The 17,140-nt window shown below is 70.6% G+C and carries 15 protein-coding genes and 1 pseudogene; 5 read left to right on the top strand and 11 right to left on the bottom strand.

Features of this window, described 5'->3' with window-relative positions:
- Positions 1-127 precede the first annotated feature (127 nt).
- Entirely contained in the window at positions 128-748 is a 621-nt protein-coding gene (locus F1599_RS04450) for a DUF938 domain-containing protein (protein WP_150082321.1), read from the bottom strand.
- Between the two features lie 131 nt (positions 749-879).
- On the opposite strand from F1599_RS04450, the gene F1599_RS04445 reads away from it, so the two are divergent.
- Both F1599_RS04445 and F1599_RS04440 read left to right on the top strand, forming a co-directional pair.
- Positions 880-1,494: an IMPACT family protein gene (locus F1599_RS04445; RefSeq protein WP_150082320.1), complete on the top strand. Its 615-nt coding sequence runs from the start codon at positions 880-882 to the stop codon at positions 1,492-1,494.
- A gap of 44 nt (positions 1,495-1,538) precedes the next feature.
- Positions 1,539-1,859, top strand: a complete 321-nt coding sequence (locus tag F1599_RS04440) for a 2Fe-2S iron-sulfur cluster-binding protein (protein WP_223819466.1) — start codon at positions 1,539-1,541, stop codon at positions 1,857-1,859.
- Between the two features lie 11 nt (positions 1,860-1,870).
- Here F1599_RS04440 and F1599_RS04435 read toward each other — a convergent pair whose 3' ends face one another.
- From F1599_RS04435 to F1599_RS04420, 4 genes are all read right to left on the bottom strand, one after another.
- On the bottom strand, positions 1,871-3,037 hold the full coding sequence (locus tag F1599_RS04435; protein ID WP_149318627.1) for an extracellular catalytic domain type 1 short-chain-length polyhydroxyalkanoate depolymerase: 1,167 nt from the start codon (positions 3,035-3,037) through the stop codon (positions 1,871-1,873).
- A 255-nt stretch (positions 3,038-3,292) separates the two neighbouring features.
- Positions 3,293-4,048: a sulfite exporter TauE/SafE family protein gene (locus F1599_RS04430; RefSeq protein ID WP_150082319.1), complete on the bottom strand. Its 756-nt coding sequence runs from the start codon at positions 4,046-4,048 to the stop codon at positions 3,293-3,295.
- Between the two features lie 11 nt (positions 4,049-4,059).
- Positions 4,060-4,422: an antibiotic biosynthesis monooxygenase family protein gene (locus F1599_RS04425; protein WP_149318625.1), complete on the bottom strand. Its 363-nt coding sequence runs from the start codon at positions 4,420-4,422 to the stop codon at positions 4,060-4,062.
- A 63-nt stretch (positions 4,423-4,485) separates the two neighbouring features.
- Positions 4,486-5,691: a cytochrome P450 family protein gene (locus F1599_RS04420; protein WP_150082318.1), complete on the bottom strand. Its 1,206-nt coding sequence runs from the start codon at positions 5,689-5,691 to the stop codon at positions 4,486-4,488.
- Positions 5,692-5,872: 181 nt separating this feature from the next.
- Between F1599_RS04420 and F1599_RS04415 the strand changes: the two are divergent.
- Together F1599_RS04415 and F1599_RS04410 are read left to right on the top strand one after the other, a co-directional pair.
- Positions 5,873-6,553, top strand: a pseudogene (locus F1599_RS04415) (ArsR/SmtB family transcription factor); the annotation flags it as partial.
- 137 nt (positions 6,554-6,690) lie between these two features.
- Entirely contained in the window at positions 6,691-7,194 is a 504-nt protein-coding gene (locus F1599_RS04410) for a DUF6630 family protein (RefSeq protein WP_150082316.1), read from the top strand.
- A 20-nt stretch (positions 7,195-7,214) separates the two neighbouring features.
- On the opposite strand, the gene F1599_RS04405 is transcribed toward F1599_RS04410, so the two are convergent.
- The 4 genes from F1599_RS04405 to F1599_RS04380 all read right to left on the bottom strand — a co-directional run bounded on the left by F1599_RS04405 (position 7,215) and on the right by F1599_RS04380 (position 12,557).
- Positions 7,215-8,240, bottom strand: a complete 1,026-nt coding sequence (locus F1599_RS04405; RefSeq protein WP_150082315.1) for a LysR family transcriptional regulator — start codon at positions 8,238-8,240, stop codon at positions 7,215-7,217.
- 94 nt (positions 8,241-8,334) lie between these two features.
- Entirely contained in the window at positions 8,335-9,420 is a 1,086-nt protein-coding gene (locus tag F1599_RS04400; RefSeq protein ID WP_149318621.1) for a Zn-dependent alcohol dehydrogenase, read from the bottom strand.
- A gap of 164 nt (positions 9,421-9,584) precedes the next feature.
- The gene (locus F1599_RS04390) at positions 9,585-11,327 is read right to left on the bottom strand and encodes an MBL fold metallo-hydrolase (protein ID WP_190286302.1); all 1,743 of its coding nucleotides are present in this window, start codon (positions 11,325-11,327) and stop codon (positions 9,585-9,587) included.
- Between the two features lie 240 nt (positions 11,328-11,567).
- Entirely contained in the window at positions 11,568-12,557 is a 990-nt protein-coding gene (locus F1599_RS04380) for a mechanosensitive ion channel family protein (RefSeq protein ID WP_223819457.1), read from the bottom strand.
- A gap of 153 nt (positions 12,558-12,710) precedes the next feature.
- On the opposite strand from F1599_RS04380, the gene F1599_RS04375 reads away from it, so the two are divergent.
- Positions 12,711-14,195 (top strand): amino acid permease, encoded by a 1,485-nt coding sequence (locus F1599_RS04375; RefSeq protein ID WP_149318620.1) that lies wholly within the window; start codon positions 12,711-12,713, stop codon positions 14,193-14,195.
- 77 nt (positions 14,196-14,272) lie between these two features.
- On the opposite strand, the gene F1599_RS04370 is transcribed toward F1599_RS04375, so the two are convergent.
- Together F1599_RS04370 and F1599_RS04365 are read right to left on the bottom strand one after the other, a co-directional pair.
- Positions 14,273-15,901: a sulfite reductase subunit alpha gene (locus F1599_RS04370; protein WP_150082313.1), complete on the bottom strand. Its 1,629-nt coding sequence runs from the start codon at positions 15,899-15,901 to the stop codon at positions 14,273-14,275.
- Positions 15,898-17,106, bottom strand: a complete 1,209-nt coding sequence (locus F1599_RS04365) for an FAD:protein FMN transferase (RefSeq protein WP_223819456.1) — start codon at positions 17,104-17,106, stop codon at positions 15,898-15,900. Before F1599_RS04365 ends, F1599_RS04370 begins: the two co-directional genes overlap by 4 nt.
- Positions 17,107-17,140 lie beyond the last annotated feature (34 nt).

The raw sequence follows: 17,140 nt of genomic DNA, 5'->3' as shown, positions 1-17,140 counted from the left end.
CGGCTGAGGCGGGCGTGATGCTGGTGCGGGGCTGAGGCGGCGGTAATGCTGGCGCGGGGCCGAGGCAGTGTTGGTGCCGGTGCGCGGCCGAGGCGTTTGCCGCTGCGGCCGGTCTTTTTGCCGCAGGCTAGTTCTTCCTGAACACCACGCTGAAGTTGTTGGCCGGCATCGGCACCGCTTCCTCGAAGCGCAGCCCGACGCTGTCCCCCAGCGCGATCACGGCCTCGATATCGCGCACGCCCCACGAGGCGTCGCTCGCGCGCAACTGCTCGTCGAAGATCGCGTTGCTCGGCGACGTGTGCTGGCCGTCGCGACGGTAAGGTCCGTACAGATAAAGCACGCCACCGACGGGCAACAAGCGCGCCGCGCCCGCGAACAGCGCCTCCGTCGCCTGCCACGGCGAGATATGGATCATGTTGATGCAGACGACGGCATCGGCATGCTCGATGCCCCAGTCGGCCTGCAGCACGTCCAGCGCCAGCGGATCACGCAGGTTCGGCAAGCCCGCCTCGACCTTCCACGCCGAGATCGACCGCCGCGCGGCGGGGTCCGGATCGCTGGGCTGCCAGATCCACGCCGGATTCGCGGCGGCGAAGTGCCTGGCATGCTGACCGGTACCGCTGGCGATCTCGAGAATGCTGCCGGCCGCCGGCAATACGCGCCGCAACACATCAAGAATCGGCTCGCGATTGCGTTCGGCAGCGGGGGCGATGCGGCGGTGGTTGGGATGGACGTGTTCAGGCAGCATGGGCATCGGTCGGTCGGGCAGCCGGTTCGAACGGCGAGACTGACAGCCTACCAGCAACGGTCCCGCTGTCGAGCCGAATCGCCACTGCGATACACTGGCCCCGCCGTTGCCATTTCCCCGCCGTAGCCCCCTTGCCCACGTACACCCTTTCCGCCGCCGTTCACGCCGAGCTCGATATCCGCAAGAGCCGCTTTCTCGCCGTCGCCATGCCCGTCGCCGATCGCGACGAGGCGATGCGCGTCGTGCAGTCGCTGCGCGCCGAACATCCGACGGCGACGCATGTCTGCTGGGCGCTGCTGGCCGGCGGGCAGTCCGGCATGTCGGACGACGGCGAGCCGTCGGGCACCGCCGGGCGGCCGATTCTCGAGGTGCTGCGCCATCACGAACTCGATGGCGTGCTGGCCGCGGTGGTGCGCTACTACGGCGGCATCAAGCTCGGCGCCGGCGGGCTGGTGCGGGCCTATACCGATGCGATCGCCGCCGCGCTGAAGACCGCCGAACGGGTCGAGCGCATCGCGTATGCGAGCCTGGCGGTCGAGGTGGACTATGCCGACGAGGCGCGGGTGCGGCGCTGGCTCGAACAGACCGGCCACACATTGGCCGACAGCGCCTATGGCTCGACGGTGAAGCTCATCGTCAGGCTGCCCGCCAGCGAAGCCGACACCGCGCGCGCGGCGCTGCGCGATGCCACCCATGGCCGCGCGCAGTTTCCGCGGGCGGACCCGGACAACGAGGGATGCCGATGAGCGAGCCCATGGGCGAGGTGAAAGGCGATCCGAGGGACGATGCGATGGGCGAACCAAGGAGCGGCCCGGACACGGCATCGCCGCTGCGCGTGCGTATCGCCCCATCCGGGTTCGAGTTCACGGCGGAGCCGGGGCAATCCATTCTCGAGGCCGCGCTGCGCGCCGGCATTCGCCTGCCCAGCTCGTGCCGCAACGGCACGTGCCGCGCCTGCCTGTCCCGGCTGGTGTCCGGCAGCATCCGCTATCGGATTGAATGGCCGGGCCTGAGCGCCGACGAAAAGGAAGACGGCTATCTGCTGCCTTGCGTCGCCTGCCCCCAATCCGATCTGGAGATCGTCGCACCGGGCGCGCGGCGGCAGGACTAAGCCCGCGACGCTCAGGCGACCGCGCGCCTGCGCACCGGCGCCGGCGCAACCGCGGCAAAGAACGCCAGCGCGATCCGCAGCGCATCGGGCCCCGCCGGATCGGCATAGGCCTGGCTGGCCGCGCCGCCGCTCCATGCATGGCCCAGCCCTTCAACCCGTACCAGCCGCACATAGAGCCTGCCGTCGCGGCGCCAGTCATGCACCGCAACCGGGCGGCGCTCTCCCCGCCGCAGCACGCGCACCGAGGGCTGGGCCGCCGCGGCCGGCAACGCGCCCGGGGTCGACAGCGACAACCACAGCGTCGCGCTGGCGATGGCGTTGTCGTAGGCGACGACACGGTCGGCATCGCCATGGATCAGCAGCAGCGGCGGCGGCATCCTGCCCTGCAATTGCAGCCGCAGCGCCTGCAATTGCGCGGCCGTATGTCCGTTCAGCGCGCCGCGCATGACGCGGCCGGCCTGCGTGGCGTTGCGTGCGAGATGCGGGGCCGCGCCCGAGTGCGAGCCGACGGCGACGAAGCGGTCGGGATAGCGCAGCGCCAGCATCAACGCCATCGCGCCACCCGCCGACAGGCCGAGAAGATGCACGCGATCGGACTGCACCGGATGCGCGCGGCAGACATGGTCGATCATTCCCATCAGCAGGCTGGCCTCCGCCGCGGCCTGCGCCTCGCTGCGGAACCAGTTCCAGCATCGATGCGCATTGGCGCGCGAGGACTGCTCGGGCAGCAGCACGATGCAGCGGCGTGCGCGCGCCAGCGCCGCCACGCGCGTGCAGGCGGCGAAGCTGGCGGCATCCTGGCCGCAGCCATGCAGCAGCACCAGCAAGGGCGCGGGCCGCGATGTGCCGACACCTGATGGAATGAACAGCCGATAGTGGCGCTGCGCCAGCGGACCGAAGCCCCAGACGCCCTCCTGCCATCGGCCGCCGCCGCGGCTGGTCGGCGCCGGCACCGGCGAGGTGACACCGGACAGCACGCGCCGCGCTTCCCGGCCCTGCTGGGCCGCATGGCCGACCGACTGCGCCACGGTATGCGCGACGGTCTGCGCCACCGTCTTCGTGACGGACTTCGTCACCGAGCGCGCGACCGCGCGCTGCATCTGCTGCATCTGGCGGGCAGCGGTCTTGCCAAGCTTGGCCCAGGGATTGACGGTGCGGCGGCGGCGTGGGGTCGGCATCGGTCAGCCTTGCGCTTTACGCATTGCGGTCCGCGGGTCGGGACCGAGGCCATTATGCGGCAAGCCGGAGCGCGGCATGCCGATGCGGTGCAGACGCCGATACCGTTGCCCTTGCCCTTGCCCTTGCCCTTGCCCTTGCCCTTGCCCTTGCCCTTGCCCTTGCCCTTGCCCTTGCCCTTGCCGTTGCAGTTGCAGTTGCCGACGCCGATGCCGATGCCGCTGCCAGTACGGTGCCGTTGCCGGGCAAGCCGGCCCTCAATGCCAGCCGCGCCAGGCCAGGTCCGCTCCCAGCAATAGCAGCCCGATAAAGAACAGCCGCCGGAACAGCGCCGCGCTGATCCGGTTGCGCAGCCGCTGGCCCAGCCACATGCCGGCCAGCGCGGGCACCAGCGTCGCCAGCGAGGCGCCCAGCACCGGCGTCTGCGCCAGCACGCCATGCATCAACAGATTGATCGCCAGCGCCACCGTCGACACGGTGAACGACAGGCCGAGCGCCTGCACCAGTTCCTCGCGCGCCAGGCCCAGGCCCTGCAGATAGGGCACCGCCGGAATCACCAGCACGCCGGTCACCGCGGTGATCGCGCCGGTGGCCAGGCCGATCAGCGGCGCCAGCCAGCGCTCATGCGCCGCCGGCACGTTCAGGTGCCACGACGACAGCCCTACCGCCGCATAGGCGATCAGCGCGATGCCAAGCGCCGCGGTGGCCTGCTGCATGGCCGACGGCGGCGCCAGCGCACCGGCCACCAGCGTGCCGACGACGATGCCGAGCAGCATCGGCCAGAGCCGCATCACCAGTGCGCCGAAGCGCGGACCGGCGGCCAGCTGGACCACGTTGGTCACCATCGATGGCGCAACCAGCAGCGCGGCGGCCTGCATCGGCGGCATCACCAGCCCAAGCAGGCCGACGGCGACCGTCGGCAGGCCGAGTCCGACCACGCCCTTGACGAAGCCCGCCAGCAGAAAGGTCAGGCCGATGAACAGCGCCTGTGCGCCCAGCGTGTGAGCATCCATGCCGCGTTCCCTTACTGGTCGCCGGTACGGGCATCGTGCACGGCGCGGCTGTCGCCCGGCGCCTGCTCGCGCCGATGCATGCCGTAGTCGCGCAGCACCTGCGCGACGCGCAGCCGGTAGTCGGCAAACACGCCGCCGCGGCCCGCGGCCTGGGCATGGCGGTGCTCGACCGTATTGCGCCAGGCCTGCACCGCGGCCTCGTCGCGGAAGAAGGACAGCGACAGCACCTTGCCTGGCGTGCTCAGGCTCTGGAAGCGTTCGACGGAGATAAAGCCGTCGATCGCTTCAAGCGTGGGGCGCAACTGCGCGGCGATATCGAGATAGGCGTCCTTCTGCCCTGGGGCGAATTCGACTTCAAAGATCACGGCAATCATCGGGGCGTCCTTGAGTTGTGTTGGGTGGTCCTGTGCGGAGATCGGGATCCGAAAAGATGGGGATCAGAGGAAATGCGGGATCCGTGCGTTCAGCGATGGCCGGTAACGATACGCCTTTGCCAAGGCGGCCGGCTCGATGCCGCGCGCCAGCAGCGCGGCGACGGTGGCTTCGGCCAGCGTCGCCGCCAGCGCGTCGCCGGGACATCGATGCGCGCCATGGCCGAAGGTCCAGGCCCGCTCGCCGGAATTCGGCGGCCCATACACCGAGGCACTCACCGAGGCACTCACCGGGGCACTTACCGGGGCATTCACCGGGGCATTCGCCGAGACACTGGCTGGTCGGCCTTCCGATGCGGCGGCCGCGGCCAGCAGCACCAGGATCCCATCGCCGCGCCGCAGCGGCACGCCGCAGACGTACGCATCCTCGGCCATGAAGCGGCGCGTGTTGTGGATCGGCGGATCGGTTCGCAGCACGCCCGCCACCGTCGCCTGCAGATCGTCGGCCGCGGCCGCATCGCGTGCGAGCCGCAGCAGCGTATTGCCGATCAAGCCTGCGGTGGCCTCGCAGCTCTGCACCATCAACCCCAGCAGATTGGCGGCGATCGCGGCGGCGTCGACCCCGGCCGTGCGCGCCTGCTCGCGCAGCGCCTGCGTCCACGGCGTATCGGCACGCAGGGGCTGGGCCTGCAGCGCCGCGGCGGCCTCGATGCCGGCCGCGATCTCCGCCGGACCCGCCAACGGCGACATGGCGGCGGCAAAGCTGGCGATCTGCGTGGCCATCCGGCCGGCCGTGGCCTCGTCGTCGGTGGCCGTGAACCCGAGCAAACCCGCGATCGCGATCACCGGCAGCGCGCTGCTCCAGCGATTCGCGGTCGCGCCGTGATCGTGCGTCACCGCAAGGACACGCGCCCATGCCGAGGCGGCAGCACGCACGTCGTTCAGGTCCAGCGTCGCCAACTGCCGCTGCAGCACCACCTTCAACGGCGCATGGCCCGGCCCGTCGTTCATGCGGATCAGCCGCGCGAACAAGGTCCCGGCGGGCGACTGCGCGAGCGGCGGCGGCACCGGCTGTCCCGGCGGCCGCACCCGGCACGCCGGATGCGACAGCACCGCGGCCACCTCGTCCGGTCCCGCGGCGACCCACAGCATCAGCATCGCGTCGCGGTGAAACGGCTGCGCGCGTGCGAGTTCGCGATAGTAGGGATAGGGGTCGGGATGCGTGGCGGCGGCCAGCGGATCGGGAGGCGGCTTGGTCGGGTACAGGGTCATGGGGATCACAGGGGGTTCACGGCCGCGTTGCGACGGCATTACCTCGGCATTGCCGCGGCATCGGGGCGGCGCTACGGCGGTATTGCCGCGACATTGCCGCGGCATGACCGCCGACAAGGCATGGTTGATATCGGCAAGTATCGGCCTATACTGCGATCGTTGTTTCACCGTGGAATGAACTATGGAATACGCTCCCAGCATCAGTCAGTTGGCCGGCCTGCTGGCCGACCCGGGCCGCGCCGCGATGCTGTGGGCGTTGATGGACGGCAGCGCGAGACCGGCCGGCGAGCTGGGGCTGATCGCGGGGCTGTCGGCCTCGTCGACCAGCGGCCATCTGGCCCGGCTCGCCGAGGGCGGCCTGCTGGCGGTCGAGACGCATGGCCGCAATCGCTACTACCGGCTGGCCGCGCCCGAGATCGGCGTGGCCATCGAGGCGCTGGCCGCTGCCTCGCTGGCAAGCCGCCCGCCCCGCCTGCGTGCGGTGCCGCCCTCGCGCACCGCCCCGGCGACGCTGCGCCACGCGCGGACCTGCTACGACCATCTGGCAGGCGAACTGGCGGTCGACCTGTTCGCGCGCATGACCGATTCGGGATGGATCCTCGTGCGGGACAGCGCGGTGGAATTGTCCGAGCACGGCGCGCACGGCATGGCGCAGCTCGGCGTGGATCTGGACGGCGCACGCCGCAAGCGCAGGCAATTTGCCTGCACCTGTCCCGACTGGAGCGAGCGCAAGCCGCACCTGGGCGGCGCGCTGGGCGCGGCCTTGCTGGACGCGATGCTGCAACAGCGCTGGGTCGAGCGCACGCCATCGTCGCGCGCGCTGCGGGTGACGCCACGCGGGATGCGGGAAATCGGGCAACTGGCGAATCAGGTTGGCCGCTGGGTCGGCACGGCGGATCAACGCGGTGAACCGACGCAGTGGACCGGCACAGCGGACCGACACAGTGGACGGCGGTCCGGCACACTGGATGTTTTGCATGGGAAGCGGGAGGGCAAGCCGTGAATGGAGTCATCGACGACGAGTCGCGCCAGGCGGTCGAACGGCTGCTCGGCATGATCAATTTCGACGACGGCGCAATGGTCGAGAAGCAGTTGGCGCTGCTGGACGAGGCGCTGGAGGAAGCCGACGATACGGTGGAAGGCACCGAACTGCTGTCGGTGGTGCAGGACGTGGTGGACTGGGAAGCGGGCTTCCAGGTCGAACAGAATGACACCGCCACCTTTATCGACTGCATGAACCAGCTGGCGGCGCGCGTGGCGCTGGTGCTCGATTGGGGCGTCGACGACCCCGAGGACGAGGACTTCCTGGGCAGCACCAGCGTGCCCGAACTGATGGAGCAGGCGCACGAGCAACTGCGCGCGGCCGGCATCACGCTATGGCACTGGGAGATCGGCTCCGGCGTCTACGCGGGCTGGATCGCGCGCGCCGAGGACGATGACGAGATCCTGGCGATCGGCGAAACGCTGGGCATCGAGCTAAGGACCGGCGACCAGTCGTTCTGAGCGCAGCGGCCGCGGCCGCATCAAGCCTTGATATCGGCCTTGGTGTCGGACCTGATATCGGCCTTGGGGTCGGCCTTGGGGTCGGCCTTGATATCGCCCTTGGTATCGCCCTTCGCCTCCGCCTTCCCCGCCCGCCGCACTCCTCGCGCCGGCGCCGCGGCCCCCACCGTGTGCTCCATCACATCGAGCAGCGCCCGCACCGCGGCAGGCATCAGCTTGCGCGCGGGCATCAGCACGTAGACCTTCAGCGGCGACGACGCATAGGCGGGCAGCACGCGCACCAGCTGGCCCTGGCGCACCTGCTCGTCGACGAACTTCGGCGACAGGCGCGCGACGCCCAACCCGTCGGTGGCGGCCTTCAGCCGGATCTCCGCGTTGTGCGTGCGAATGCGCGGGTCGACCGGCAGCACGGCCACCTCGGCGCCGTCCTGCACGAACTCCCAGCGCCGATCGTCGGCGTTGCCGATCACGGGCCAGCCGTTCAGATCGCTGGGCGAGCGCGGCAGCCCGCGCGCCTGGATCAGCGATGGCGCGGCATAGAAAGCGCGCTCGACCAGCACCACGCGCTTGCTGGCGAACGAGCTGTCGTGCAGCGTGGTGTTGGTCATCACGAAGGCCAGGTCGTAGCCGTGCTTGAGCAGGTCCGGCTGGTCCCAGGTGACGTCGATCTGCACCTTCAGGTTCGGATGCAGCGACAGAAGACGCGACAGGCTCGGGGCCAGATGCTGCGAGCCGACCTCGTACGGGGTGGCGATCCGCAGCGTGCCGCTGACCTGTTCGCTGGCCGAGGCGGCCTCGGCGCTGATCTCGCGCAAGGCGGCGAAATGCGGCGCGACGCGTTCGTACAGCCGCTGGCCCTGCTCGGTCACGCGCACGCGGCGCGTGTTGCGCTCGAACAGCCGTCCGCCGAGCTGCGCTTCAAGCCGGGCGATCGCCGCGCTCGCGGATGACTTCGGCACCTCGGCCAGTTCGGCCCCATGCGTGAAGGTGCCTGCCTCGACCACGCGGCAGAAGATTTCCCAATCCTTCCATTCGATCGTCTTCATCGTCCCGTTCGCCGGCGCCTGAGATGCGGCGCGCGAGCGGGATTTTCCCACAGCGCGGGCGGCATCGCAGGTCCGGCGCTCTGCCGCGGCCGGACTAATGCTCGAACAGGATCACCGAGCGCGCCAGCTCGCCGCGCCGCAGCTCGTCGAAGGCCTCGTTGATGCGCTCGAGCGGCAGCCGCTGCGCGATCAGCGCATCGAGCTCCAGCCGGCCCGACAGATAGAAGTCCACCAGGCGAGGCATGTCGATCGGGAAGCGGTTCGAGCCCATCATCGAGCCCTGGATGCGCTTTTCGGCGAGGAAGTCGGTGCCCTTGAGCTCGACCTTGACGCCCGGCGGCAGCATGCCGATCACGGTGGCGGCCCCGCCCCGGCGCAGCATGGCGAACGCCTGCTCGGCCGTGGCCTTCAGCCCGATCGCCTCGAAGGCGTGATGGACGCCGCCGCCGGTCAGCGTGCGCACCGCGTCGACCGGATCGGCCGCGCTGGCGTCGACCACATCGGTGGCGCCGAAGCGCCGCGCCAGCTCCAGCTTGCCGGGCAGCCGGTCGATCGCGATGATGCGGCCCGCGCCCGCCAGCGCGGCGCCGTTGATGGTGGCCAGGCCAATGCCGCCGCAGCCGATCACCGCGACGGTCTCGCCCGGCCGCACGCCGGCCGTATGCGTGACCGCGCCGAAGCCGGTCGTCACCGCGCAGCCGATCAGTGCGGCGCGATCCAGCGGCATGTCGCGCCGGATCGCCACCAGCGCATGCTCGTGGATCAGCATCTGTTCGGCGAAGGCCGACAGGTTCAGGAACTGGTTCATCGCCGCGCCGGCGGCGCGCAGCCGCGGCGGCTCGTCGTCACGGCGGCGCGTATCGGGCGCGACGCACAGCGACAGATGCCCGCTCAGGCAGTGTTCGCAGTGGCCGCAATAGGCCGACAGGCAGGTGATCACATGATCGCCGGGCTTGACCGTGCGCACTTCGGCGCCGACCTGCTCGACCACCCCGGCCGCTTCGTGGCCCAGCACCACCGGCATCGGAAACGGGTAGGCGCCGTCGAGAAAATGCAGGTCCGAATGGCAGACACCGACCGCCGCAGTGCGGACCAGCACCTCGCGCGGGCCGGGCTTGTCGATGGCGAGGTCTTCGATGACCAGCGGGGTCCTGGGCTGATGCAGCACGGCAGCTTTCATGGTGTCTCCTTGTTCCGCTTGATGGGCTATCGGGAAATCCACTGCGATGTTGCGCCCGCCGGCGCATCGCCCGGGACGGGTCCGGGTCCCAGCGCTGGTTCCGCTCTGGCTCTGGCTCTGGCTCGGGCTCGGGCTCGGGCTCGGGCTCGGGCTCGGAGCGAAGCCTACTGCAGCATGCGCCAGTCGCCCTGCGCTTCCTGCGCCTGTCCATCGGCCTGCAGCTTCAGCAGGTGCGCCAGCAGCGAGCGCTGCGCGACCGGCAGCATGCGCGGCGGCACGTCGTCGTAGACGCGCGGCAGCAGCGTTTCGATCGGCGCCGGCCCGAGCTCGCGCAACGCATTGACGACCTTGGCCTCGCGATGCTGCCGATGGCGCATCAGCAGGCGGATCGCGTCGCGCGGCCGCGGCATCAGGAAGCCATGGCCGGGCGCGAGCCATTCGAGATCCTCGTCCAGCAGCGCGGCGAGCGAGGCCAGATAGGCCCGCATGTCGCCATCGGGCGGGCCGATCACCACGGTCGAGCCCTGCATCACGTGGTCGCCGGTAAACAGCAGCTTCTCTTCCTCGAGCAGGAAGCACAGGTGATTGGACGCATGGCCCGGGGTATGCACCACGCGCAGCGTGATGGCGTCGCCCGGTACATCCGTGTCGCCGAGCACGATGCGCTCGCCGTGTTCGAGCACGCGGTCCGGCGCAAAGGTCGGGTCCTGCCGCTCGGGCCGGTTTGCGATGCGCCCCAGCACCTGGGCCCCGGTCGCTTCGCGCAGCCGCACCGCGCCCGGCGAATGATCGATATGCGTATGCGTGGCGAGGATCCAGCGGATCGGACCCGGCGCGGCGGCCAGCACCGCGCGCTGATGCGCCTCGTCGTCGGGGCCCGGATCGATCACCGCCCATTCGTTGCGCTTGCCGCCGCCGACCAGGTAGGTGTTGGTACCTGGCCCGGTCATCGCGTTGCCGTTGTCGGCGGTCACGCGCCAGACGCGTTCCGACAGCCGCACCGGCACGCCAGGTTCGAGCGCATAGCGGCCGTGGCCGGCGCCGTCCGGATCGATGCGCGCGATCTCCGCGTAGGGCGGCTCGTCCGGCTGCACCGGGCGCACGCCCTTGGGGCCATTGGCCAGCCGCGGCATGATCAGCGCGATCTCGCGCAGGCCCTGCGCGTAGTCGAAGCAGGCCTGCGCCGTGGGGAAATGCGCGATCGACGCCAGCATGCGCCGCGTCACGTTGACCAGCGTCATGCCGCTGTCCGGCGCGATCGCCTCGGCCGGGCGCACCCAGCGATGATCGACCGCCTCGATGCCGTCGTGCATCGCGCTCTGGCCCGGCGGCAGCACCGCGACGAAGAAGCGCGTATCGAAACGCTTGGGCAGGCCCGGCGGCGTCAGCCAGTGGCTGATATAGGCCATCCTGTCCATCGCCAGCCGCAGATCGAAGCGGCGGCAGACCTCGGCGATGCCCGGGCCGCCATAGCGGACCGCCTCGCGCAGCCAGGCCAGCTGGGCGTCGTCGAAGCGTTCGAGCGCGACCATCTCGCCGTCGCGCTGGTAGGCGAACAGCAGACCGGCCTCCTCGCAGCATTCGCGCACCGCGCACAGGTAGAAGTCGAGCCCTCCGGCCGGCAGGCGCAGCCGCGCGCTGGCGGCGGCATCGTCGAGCCCTTCGCAGAGGCCGTGCAGCTGGTTGTCCTGCGGATCGAGCGTGCCGCCGGGGAACACATAGGCGCCGCTGCTGCGGTCGTCCTGGCGTTCGGGCCGGCGCACCAGCAGCACTTCCATGCCGTCGGCGCCGTCGCGCAGCACCAGCACGCTGGCCGCGTGGCGCAGCGAAGGAGCGCGCGGACGCTTCGCTGGCGCGGCAGATGAGGCGCCAGCGGCGGCGTCCGGAGTGGGATTCGATGGATTCATACGGGTCGAACAGATCGGGTGGGCGGCGCGCGGACATGGCGCGGGCCGTCATCGGATCGCCCTAGTGTAAGGGCAAGCGTCGCGGCGGTCATGGCGCACTGCGCCAGTGGAGCGGCAGCGCTGTGCGGTCACCGGCCGCAAGCCGGGCTGCGAACCGGGCTGCGAACCGGGCTGCGAACCGGGCTGCGAACCGGGGCCGCGAGCTGGGCCGGTATGCCAGGCGCGTTACAGGGCAGGCAATCAGAAGGCAGGCGACGAGGCAGGCGGCCCGCTGGCGTCCGGCGCGCCCGGGCCGCCGGCCGTGCCAGGGCGTCCGGCGCGGGCCATCCGCGCGCGGTCCTCGGCGGCCTCGCGCTGGTCGGCTTCCGTGGCGGCCTCGGCGGCCGCATCGGCGCCGGCCTCCTTGCTGTCGCTCATCCGCTGCCGATAGAAACGCCGGATGATCTGCTGCGCCACCGGCAGCCGCCCGCCCACCGGCGCGGGGAAGCGCACGATCGCGTCGAGCCGGTCGGTGCCGACCGGTTCGAACATCACGCGCGGCGCGAACTGCGACAGGTCCAGGAAGCGCGTGTCGCCATAGCGGCGCAGGCTCTGGCCCGCGGCCTCGAGAAACGGCTCGCAGGCCTGCTGCGCGATGTCGAGCAGTTCCGCCTCGATGCGGTCCGGGTCGCACTGCGCCGCCAGCGGAATGCGCACGGTGTCCAGCGTGTATTTGCCCGCCTGCGAATGATTGCGCACCGCCACCGTCAGCAGCAGGCTGTTGGGCACCTGCACCGTGAAGCCGGTGAATTGCCGGGTCGGCGCGACCTCGACCAGCGTCGTCGTCAGCGCGTCCATGTCGATCACCTCGCCGGCGTACTGGCCGATCTCCACCAGGTCCCCCAACTGGAACGGCCGCGTCAGCATCCGCATGAACGCGCCGAGGAAGCACATCACCAGCTCCTTGCCGGAGATCATCAGCGCGGCGGCAAACGCGGCCAGCGAGATCGCGACGCTCTTCAGTTCGGAGACCCAGATGCCGAGCAGCAGCAGGAACACCACCGCGCCGATCAGGTTGCGCGAGGCCACGGTCCAGGTGCGATAGCTGCGCAGGTTGTCGCGATCGGCGAGCTGGCGCGAGACGAAGAAGCGGTTGCTGAGCTTGACCAGCAGCACGCCCACCAGAACGATGAGCACGCTCAGCACGATATGCAGCAGGATGCTGTCGTTGAAATCCAGATTCAGCTTCATGGTGTCGGGACCGCGGCGCCGCAGCGCCGCTCGGCCGCGCGGGCAGGGAAGCCACGATTCTACCGAGTTGGCGGCCCGGGTATCCCGCCGTCTATCCCGCCGGCGGGTTTTCTTATAGGATGCCGCCCCATTGCTGGCCTTCCTGTCCTGACCATGACCGCTTCCCAAGACACGCGCGCCGCGGCGGCCGCCGACACCGCGCGTCCGACCTTGCAGCGCAAGCTGCGGGCCCGCCATCTGAGCATGATCGCCATCGGCGGCTCGATCGGCACGGGACTGTTCGTCGCCTCCGGCGCGACCATTGCCCAGGCCGGCCCGGGCGGGGCGCTCGCCGCCTACCTGCTGATCGGCGCGATGGTCTATTTCCTGATGACCAGCCTGGGCGAACTGGCCGCCTATATGCCGGTGGCCGGCTCGTTCTCGACCTACGGCTCGATGTATGTCGAGGAGGGCTTCGGCTTCGCGCTCGGCTGGAACTACTGGTACAACTGGGCGGTGACGATCGCGGTGGAGCTGGCCGCAGCGCAGCTGGTGATGCAGTACTGGTTCCCCGACACGCCGGGCATTCTGTGGAGCGCGCTGTTCCTGGCGCTGATGTTCGGGCTCAACGCGATCTCGGTGCGCGGCTTCGGCGAGGCCGAATACTGGTGCTCGCTGGTCAAGGTGGTGACCGTGATCGCGTTCATCGCGATCGGCACGCTGATGATCTTCGGCATCCTGCGCGGCGACGTGCCGGCGAGCCTGGCCAACCTGACGCTGGGCGATGCGCCCTTCGTCGGTGGGCTGCCCGCGATGATCGGCGTGGCGATGATCGCCGGCTTCTCGTTCCAGGGCACCGAGCTGATCGGCGTCGCCGCCGGCGAATCGGCCGATCCGGCGCGCAATATCCCGCGCGCGGTGCGGCAGGTGTTCTGGCGCATCCTGCTGTTCTATGTGCTGGCGATCGCGGTGATCGGCGTGCTGATTCCCTATACCGATCCGAGCCTGCTCAAGAGCGATGTGCAGACCATCGGCGTCAGCCCGTTCACGCTGGTGTTCCGCAATGCCGGGCTGGCCTTCGCCGCCGGGCTGATGAACGCGGTGATCCTGACCGCGGTGCTGTCGGCCGGCAATTCGGGCATGTATGCGTCGACGCGGATGCTCTACAACCTCGCCACCGAGGGCCGCGCGCCGCGAGTGTTCGCCCGGCTGACGCGCAACGGCGTGCCGATGCCCGCGCTGCTGGCCACCACCGCGGTCGGCGCGCTGTGCTTCCTGACCTCGCTGTTCGAGAGCAAGACGGTCTATCTGTGGCTGCTGAGCCTGTCCGGCATGACGGGCTTCATCGCATGGCTGGGCATCGCCATCAGCCACTACCGCTTCCGCAAGGGCTGGACCCGGCGGGGCCTGGACCTGTCGCGGCTGCCGTACCGCTCGCCCTTCTTCCCGTACGGCCCGATCTTCGCGTTCGTGCTGTGCCTGGTGATCGCGCTGGGGCAGAACTTCCAGGCCTTCCTCAGCGGCAATATCGACTGGTGGTCGGTGGCCGCCACCTATATCGGCATTCCGATCTTCCTGGCGATCTGGCTGGGCTACCGCTGGACGCGCAAGACGCGCTTCGTCAGGTACGAGGACATGCGGTTTCCGGGCGTCGAATGAGGGCCGGTGAAGGGGCCAGTGAAGGGGCCAGTGAAGGGGCCGGTGAAAACAGTCCGTGAAGCGGCGGGGGATCCCGCTCAGTAGACGTCGCGCCGATAGCGCCCGTTCTCGGCCAGCGCCGCCAGCGCCTGCGTCCCCAGCACCTCGGCCAGCGCATCGTTGACGCCCGCGGCCATGCCCTGCAGGCTGCCGCAGACGTAGATCGCCGCGCCGGCCGCGACCCATTCGCGGATCTGCGGCGCGGCGGCGCGCACGGCGTCCTGCACGTAGCGCAGCGGCGCACCGTCGCGCGACCAGGTCCGGTCCAGCCGCGGCAGCGTGCCGTCGGCCTGCCAGGCCTGCAATTCTTCCCGATAGAAGGCGTCGTGCGCCGCGCTGCGTTCGCCGAACAGCAGCCAGTTGCGCCGGTGCCCGGCGGCGGCGCGCGCCTTCAACAGCGCGCGCAGGCCCGCCATGCCGGTGCCGTTGCCGATCAGCAGCAGCGGCCGGTCGTCGGCCGGTGCATGGAAGGCGCGGTTGGTGCGCACGCGCAGCGCAATCGGCGCGCCGAGCGGCGCGTGTTCGGTCAGCCAGCCAGACGCGAGCCCGAGCCGGCCATCCTCGTGGCGGGTCTGGCGCACCAGCAGGTCGAGCCGGCCATCGGTGGGCAGCGAAGCGATCGAATATTCGCGATGCGGCAGCGGCGGCAGCGCGTCGATCAGCGCCTGCGGGGACAAGCCGCGCATCGCTTCGGCATGCGGCGCGGGCAACGGCATGCGGGTGGCCAGCGCGTCCGCCAGCGGCATCGCCTCGCCATCGCAGCGCACCGCGGCGCCGCCATCGAGGGACAGGTCACGCAGCAGTTGCGCGACCTGCGTGGAGGGCAGGCGCGGGCCGATCTCCGCGATATCGCCCGCCTGCCAGTCGAGCGCGGCCGGCGACTCGGGCTCCAGCGCCAGATGGAAGGCCGGCGCACCGGCGCTGCCCGGATTCATCAGCCGGCGTTCGACCAGCCGCCAGCGGCCGTAGCGCGGCGCCTCCCAGTCCGCGATCTCGGCGCCACCGGCCAGCGCGGACAGGTGGTTCTGCCAATGGCGCAGCGCGCCGGTGTCGCCGTTGTCGACCTCGACCAGGTCGAACAAGGGCTGCGCCTGCGCGCGCTGCAGCGCCGCGCTCAGTGCATGACCGTAGGCGCAGAAATTCGCGTAGCTGCTGTCGCCCAGCGCCAGGATGCCGTAGCGCAGGCGGCGCAGCCCGTCGCCGCTCGCGGCGGCCAGCTTGCGCGTGAAGCCCGCCGCGCTGTCGGGCGCATCGCCCTCGCCGGTGGTGCTGGCAACGAAGAGCGCCTGCCGGCAGCGCGCGAGCGCGGACGGATCGAGCTCCCCAAACGAGGCGACCCGCACCGGCAGGCCGGCGTGCTGCAGCGCCTGCGCCGTCTGCAGCGCCAGCTGTTCGGCAAACCCGGTCTGGCTGGCATAGGCGATCAGCGTGGCATCGTCGGCGGTCGACGCGAAGGCGGCGCTGCCCTGGCGGCGACGGCGATGCAGCGCGAGGATCGCGCCGCAGAAGCCGGCGTAGGCGAGCGCGACGCCGCCCGCGGTCGGCCATTTGCCCGCGCCGGCCAGCGACAGCGCCAGGCCGGACGCGCCGGCCACTCCGCTGATGGCGGTGAGCACGCCGAGCGCGCTCGTCAGTGAGGGCAGGCCGAATCGTCGCGGCGCGTTCATGCGAGCATCGCCGCGAAGGCGGGCGAAACGCGTTCGGCAAAGCCGTGCGGCGTGCGCAGCAGCATCCGCGCCGCGATGCCGCGTTGCGTGGCGAAGGCCATGCCGGCCTCGGGGCCGAGCACCGTCAGCGCGGTCGACAGCGCGTCGGCCATCATGCATTGCCGATGCAGCACGGTCACCGAGGCCAGCGCATGGCTGGCCGGATAGCCGGTACGGGGATCGAGCGTGTGGGCGTACCGGCGGCCGCCGCTGTCGAAATAGCGGCGGTAATCGCCGGAGGTCGCGACCGACAGGCCGTGCAGCGCGACCACGGTCGGGGCGGCGGCATCGCGGGCGTGCAAGGTGGCATCGCCGCCGCGGGCGTCATCCGTGGCCGGCGGGCTTTCCAGCTCGACCCACCACGGCATGCCATCGGGCTTGACGCCCTCGCCGCTCAGCTCGCCGCCGATCTCGACCAGATGGTGCGAGACGCCGCGCGCCGACAGCCATGCCGATACGGCGTCGACCGCATAGCCCTTGGCGATCGCGCACAGATCGATCGACACGCCGCCGGGCTGGCGCGCGCGCTGTCCTTCCTCGTCGAGCTCGATGCGCGCCCAGCCGCAGCGCTCGCGCGCCGCTTCGACTTCGTCGGCGGTCGGCGGCAGCGCGCGTGCGCCGTCGGGGCCGAAGCCCCACAGCGACACCAACGGGCCCGCGCTCGGATCGTAGGCGCCGCCGCTGTCGCGCGCGACCGCCAGCGCCGCCTGCAGCACGGAAAAGCAGGCGGGCGGCAACGAGACCCAGCTGCCGGCGGGCGCGCCGTTGAAACGGCCGATATCGGAGTCGTCGAGCCAGTTGCTCATCTGCCCGACGATCTGTGCGAGCAACGCGTCGATGCCGGCCTGGATCGTTGCGGCATCGACAGCGGCATCGATATCGGCATCGCCATCGGCATCGAAACCGGGCGCGTCATTGCCCGCGTCATTGCCCGCGACTTTGCCTGCGTCATTGCCCGCGTCTTTGCCCCTGTCATCGCCAGCATCATCGGCGGTCAGCAGGCAGCGCACCGACCAGGTCGTCCCCATCGTCTGCCCGCCGCATCGATGCAGCACCACCGCGCCTTCGGGCGGCGACGGTGGCGCATCGAAACGCAGCGGCACCAGCACGCGCCGCGCGGCGGATAGCGGCGCGGATGGTAGCTCGGATGACGGCGTGGACCGCATGCGAGCCGCCGCGGCGGCGGACATCGGCAGCATC

The sequence above is a fragment of the Cupriavidus cauae genome (assembly GCF_008632125.1).
In the GTDB taxonomy this organism is placed as follows: Bacteria; Pseudomonadota; Gammaproteobacteria; order Burkholderiales; family Burkholderiaceae; genus Cupriavidus; species Cupriavidus cauae.
Note: the sequence above shows the minus strand (reverse complement) of the source record. Positions and strands in the feature narration are given on the sequence as shown.

Coding starts and splice junctions, on each gene's coding strand:
- F1599_RS04450 (WP_150082321.1), bottom strand. CDS start 748: ATGCTGCCTGAACACGTCCATCCCAACCACCGCCGCATCGCCCCCGCT.
- F1599_RS04440 (WP_223819466.1), top strand. CDS start 1,539: ATGGGCGAACCAAGGAGCGGCCCGGACACGGCATCGCCGCTGCGCGTG.
- F1599_RS04435 (WP_149318627.1), bottom strand. CDS start 3,037: ATGCCGACCCCACGCCGCCGCCGCACCGTCAATCCCTGGGCCAAGCTT.
- F1599_RS04430 (WP_150082319.1), bottom strand. CDS start 4,048: ATGGATGCTCACACGCTGGGCGCACAGGCGCTGTTCATCGGCCTGACC.
- F1599_RS04425 (WP_149318625.1), bottom strand. CDS start 4,422: ATGATTGCCGTGATCTTTGAAGTCGAATTCGCCCCAGGGCAGAAGGAC.
- F1599_RS04420 (WP_150082318.1), bottom strand. CDS start 5,691: ATGACCCTGTACCCGACCAAGCCGCCTCCCGATCCGCTGGCCGCCGCC.
- F1599_RS04405 (WP_150082315.1), bottom strand. CDS start 8,240: ATGAAGACGATCGAATGGAAGGATTGGGAAATCTTCTGCCGCGTGGTC.
- F1599_RS04400 (WP_149318621.1), bottom strand. CDS start 9,420: ATGAAAGCTGCCGTGCTGCATCAGCCCAGGACCCCGCTGGTCATCGAA.
- F1599_RS04390 (WP_190286302.1), bottom strand. CDS start 11,327: ATGAATCCATCGAATCCCACTCCGGACGCCGCCGCTGGCGCCTCATCT.
- F1599_RS04380 (WP_223819457.1), bottom strand. CDS start 12,557: ATGAAGCTGAATCTGGATTTCAACGACAGCATCCTGCTGCATATCGTG.
- F1599_RS04375 (WP_149318620.1), top strand. CDS start 12,711: ATGACCGCTTCCCAAGACACGCGCGCCGCGGCGGCCGCCGACACCGCG.
- F1599_RS04370 (WP_150082313.1), bottom strand. CDS start 15,901: ATGAACGCGCCGCGACGATTCGGCCTGCCCTCACTGACGAGCGCGCTC.
- F1599_RS04365 (WP_223819456.1), bottom strand. CDS start 17,106: ATGCGGTCCACGCCGTCATCCGAGCTACCATCCGCGCCGCTATCCGCC.